Source organism: Haladaptatus sp. W1, assembly GCF_001723155.1.
GTDB classification, from domain to species: domain Archaea; phylum Halobacteriota; class Halobacteria; order Halobacteriales; family Haladaptataceae; genus Haladaptatus; species Haladaptatus paucihalophilus.
In genome coordinates this window covers 1-3,922 of the sequence record NZ_MEIH01000184.1, presented here as the reverse complement: position 1 = coordinate 3,922, position 3,922 = coordinate 1, and the positions used below count along the sequence as shown (strand labels likewise).

Sequence of the window (3,922 nt, the reverse complement as noted above, 5' to 3'; positions counted from 1 at the left end):
AGACGACCGCTACCTCGAATATGACCTGAACGAGTGGGACGACTACGCCGTCGAGGAAGGCGTCCAGCTGAACGAAGCGGGCGTCGCCGACGAAGTGGTGACCGTCACCATCGGCCCGGAACGCGCCGAGGAGACGATTCGGATGGCGCTCGCCAAGGGCGCTGACCGCTCGATTCGCGTGTGGGACGAGGCGCTCGAAGACCCCGACCTGCTCGACATAGAGACGAAAACCAAAATCCTCTCCGCCGTCGTCGCGGAGGAGGATCCGGACCTCGTGCTGACCGGTGTGCAGGCCGGAGATGACGCGTTCGGTGCGACCGGCGTTGCACTCGCGGACGAGATCGACTTCGAGTGGGGTGCGGTCGTCAACGCGCTCGACATGGACGCCGACGAAGGCGTCGCGCACGTCCACCGCGAACTCGAGGGCGGCGTCGAGGAGTTGACGGACATCGAACTCCCCGCCGTGCTGACCATCCAGACGGGTATCAACGAACCGCGATACGCCAGTCTGCGCGGCATCCGACAGGCACAGTCGAAGGAAATCGCGCCCAAGACGCTCGACGACCTCGGCCTCGACGCCGACGCCGTGGAGAGCGACCTGAAACTGACGGACATGTACGAACCCGAGAGCGAGAGCGACGCGGAAATATTCGAAGGCGACGCCGGGGAGACGGCCGGGAAACTTGCTGACGTCCTCCGCGAGAAGGGGGTCGTCCAATGAGCGACGTCCTCGCGGTCACGGAACACCGCCGCGGCGAACTCCGCGACGAGAGCTTCGAAGTCATCTCCGCCGGTCGCGAACTCGCTGACGACGCGGGCGGCGACCTGCATCTCGCCGTCATCAGCGGCGACGTCGATTCTTACGCCGACACGCTGAACCGCGACGGTGTGGACACGATTCACACCGTCGAATACGGCGAGGAGTTCAACCACGACGTGTACGCGCAGGCCATCGAGGCGCTGTTCGCCGACCTCGAACCGACGTTCGTCCTCATGCCCAACAGCGTGAACGGACTCGACTACGCGCCCGCGGTCGCCAACAGCCTCGACCTGCCGCTCGTAACCGACGTCATCGGCTTCGAGTACGATGGCGCGCTCACGGCGACGCGCGAGATGTACGGGTCGAAAGTCGAGACCACGGTCGAAGTCGAAGGGGACCAGTTCGCCCTCACGACCCGTGGCGCGGAGTGGCCGGAAGCGGAGGGCGTCGGTGAAGCCGACGTGTCCGCGTTCGACTTCGACCCCGACGAGGACGCCATCCGCTCGACCGTCACCGGCTTCGAGGAAGTCGGCGCTGGCGACGTGGACATCAGCGAGGCCGAATTCCTCGTCAGCATCGGCCGCGGTATCGAGGAGGAGGACAATCTCCCGCTCATCGAGGACCTCGTGGAAGCGACCGGCGCGACGCTCTCGTCGTCGCGTCCCATCGTGGACAACGGCTGGCTCCCGAAGAACCGACAGGTCGGACAGTCCGGTTCGCAGGTGACGCCGACGGTGTACCTCGCCATCGGTATCTCCGGTGCGGTTCAGCACGTCGCCGGGATGAAGGGGTCGGACACCATCATCGCCATCAACAACGACCCGAACGCACCCATCTTCGACATCGCCGACTACGGTATCGTGGGCGACCTGTTCGACGTGGTGCCGGAACTCATCGAGCAGTTCAGCTAAACCCGTTCGGATCGGATTTTTCGCGCGAACGACGAATACGGTTCGACTAGCGACCTTTTTCACGGCGCTGCCCGAGTGGGGACTATGACCGACGAGCGAGACCGACCGCTGGCCCTTTCCGCCTACGAGCAGTTGGCTGACGGCTACGCCGAACGCGCGCCGACGAAGCCGTTCAACGCCGACCTCGAACGCCCGACGACGCAGGGATTACTGCCGGACGTTTCGGGGATGGACGTACTGGATGCTGGCTGTGGGCCGGGCATCACGACCGAGTATCTGTTGGAAGCGGGTGCCGAGGTAACCGGAATCGATGCGAGTTCGGCGATGCTGGCTCACGCTCGCGAACGCGCACCCGGCGCGGCGTTTCTTCGGTGTGACTTCGGCGAACCGCTCCCGTTCGAGTCGAACCGATTCGACCTCGTGTACAGTTCGCTCGCGTTCGATTACGTGGCAGATTGGGACTCGCTCTTCTCGGAGTTGGCACGTGTCCTTCGTCCCGCCGGTCTCGTCGTCTTCTCGTCCGGACACCCCGTCGCTGACTTCTTCTACTTCGAGACCGAGGTCGTGAACGACGTCTGGACGGGATTCGGCGACCCTGTCAAGGTGCCGACGTACCGCCGACCGCTTGCGGCGATTCTGAATCCCCTCCTGAACGCTGGTTTTCGACTCGACCGTATCGAGGAATCTCGACCGACCGAGACGTTTCGCGAAAAGGACCCGGAAACGTTCGCACGCGTCTCACGGGAACCGACGTTTCTGTCGGTTCGGGCGGTGATGACAGCGGACTGAACCCGTCACGTATTTGCGTCCGCCGTCCTGAAGCACAGACGAATGGAGTACCTGATGGCCCGCAGGACGCTCGTCGAAGACCGGTTGGAGGAGGTCGTCGAGCGGGTCGAACCACGCGAACTGTCGGAGCAGTTGGCCCACACGGCCCTCTCGGGTGGCAAACGGGTTCGGCCGACCGTCGCCATGCTGGCCTGTGAGGCCGCGGGTGGCGATGCCGAGAACGCCGTCGATTTCGGCGTCGGTATCGAACTGGTCCACGACGCGTCGCTCGTCGTGGACGACATCATCGACCGGTCGGACGTGCGACGCGGGACGGAGAGCGCATGGGCTGAGTACGGTTACGGCCGGGCCATCATCGCCAGCGACGGGATGCTAGGCGAGGCGTTCGAACTGTTTTCCTCGGACCCCCGCGCGATGGAAGTCGTCGCGGAGTCGATGATTGAACTCGGGATGGGCGAGGCGTCTGAACTCGTCGCCACGCCGTCGAACCAGTCCGAGTACATGGAACTCGCCCGCCGGAAGACGGGCGCGCTGTTTCGTGCCGCCGCCGAACTCGGTGCCATCGCGGCCGACGCCGACCCGGAAACTATCGACGCTTTCGGCGAGTACGCCGAGCGCGTCGGCATCGCGTTCCAGATTCGGGACGACGTGCTCGACGCCACGGCGGACCCCGACGACCTCGGCAAGCCCACTGGCCAAGACGAGGAAATCGGCCGCCCCTCCATCGTCCAAGTGACCGACCTCAGCGCGAAGGAGGCCAACGAACTCGCGCACAAACAGTCCGACGCGGCGCTGGCCGCCCTCGATAGAGTTGACGCACCCGATTCCGCCGCGCTGGACTACTTGCGCGACTTCGCCGAGTTCGTCGTCACGCGCGAACACTGAGCCGAAGCAGCCGAAGCTGATTTTCTCCCGTTTCTCGCATTTTCTCACCCGCTTTCAGGACGCGCGATTCGGACAGGTCGCGCGGATGGCGCGACCTGTCCGTATGCCCGGGAGGAATGGGGACCCCGAGGACGGTTCGCGCAACCCGCGCGAACCGTCCGCATGCGGTGCGGTCATTTTCCCTAGCAACCGTCGTCGTGGTCGTCGCTGTTGTCATCGCGTTCGTCACTGCTGTCGTCGTGGTCGTCACTGCTGTCGCCGTTTTCGCCGTTTCCACACTTACTGCCGATACAGAGTCGTCCGCGTTTCCCCTTCGTTGACGACACCCTTATCCGAACTCACCGAATAGAAATCCAACAAGCGTGGCTATCACGGACAAAATCTACGTCAAAAATCATCGGCAGATTTCCTCGCAACTGGAGACGAACATCCCGAAAGGGGCGTTCAAGGGTGCGACCCTCGACATCCTGTTTCAGGGCGACGGCCTCCAGAAACTCGACGAGGCGACGCGGGACCGCGTGCTCGACTTCGCCGAGGACTTTCTGGATTGTGACTGTCAGAGCAACCCCTACTGTGG

The 3,922-nt window shown here is 63.9% G+C and carries 6 protein-coding genes; 5 read left to right on the top strand and 1 reads right to left on the bottom strand.

The genetic code is table 11. The annotated features are described in order from the left end of the window. The 4 genes from BG842_RS09320 to BG842_RS09305 form a co-directional block, all read left to right on the top strand. On the top strand, positions 1-721 hold a 721-nt coding region (locus BG842_RS09320), incomplete at its 5' end, for an electron transfer flavoprotein subunit beta/FixA family protein (protein ID WP_069450547.1). Continuing rightward, positions 718-1,671 (top strand): electron transfer flavoprotein subunit alpha/FixB family protein, encoded by a 954-nt coding sequence (locus tag BG842_RS09315; protein WP_069450546.1) that lies wholly within the window; start codon positions 718-720, stop codon positions 1,669-1,671. The genes BG842_RS09320 and BG842_RS09315, both read left to right, overlap by 4 nt. A gap of 84 nt (positions 1,672-1,755) precedes the next feature. Beyond that, positions 1,756-2,460 carry a class I SAM-dependent methyltransferase gene (locus BG842_RS09310; protein ID WP_069450545.1) on the top strand — a complete coding sequence of 235 codons (705 nt, stop codon included), beginning with the start codon at positions 1,756-1,758 and terminating at the stop codon, positions 2,458-2,460. 42 nt (positions 2,461-2,502) lie between these two features. Next, positions 2,503-3,345, top strand: coding sequence for a polyprenyl synthetase family protein (locus BG842_RS09305; protein WP_069450544.1), 843 nt, complete (start codon positions 2,503-2,505; stop codon positions 3,343-3,345). Positions 3,346-3,527: 182 nt separating this feature from the next. Here the strand turns inward: BG842_RS09305 and BG842_RS29730 are convergent, their stop codons facing one another. After that, positions 3,528-3,671 (bottom strand): hypothetical protein, encoded by a 144-nt coding sequence (locus BG842_RS29730; protein WP_175424115.1) that lies wholly within the window; start codon positions 3,669-3,671, stop codon positions 3,528-3,530. Between the two features lie 36 nt (positions 3,672-3,707). On the opposite strand from BG842_RS29730, the gene BG842_RS09300 reads away from it, so the two are divergent. After that, on the top strand, positions 3,708-3,922 hold a 215-nt coding region (locus BG842_RS09300), incomplete at its 3' end, for a DUF5814 domain-containing protein (RefSeq protein ID WP_254663016.1).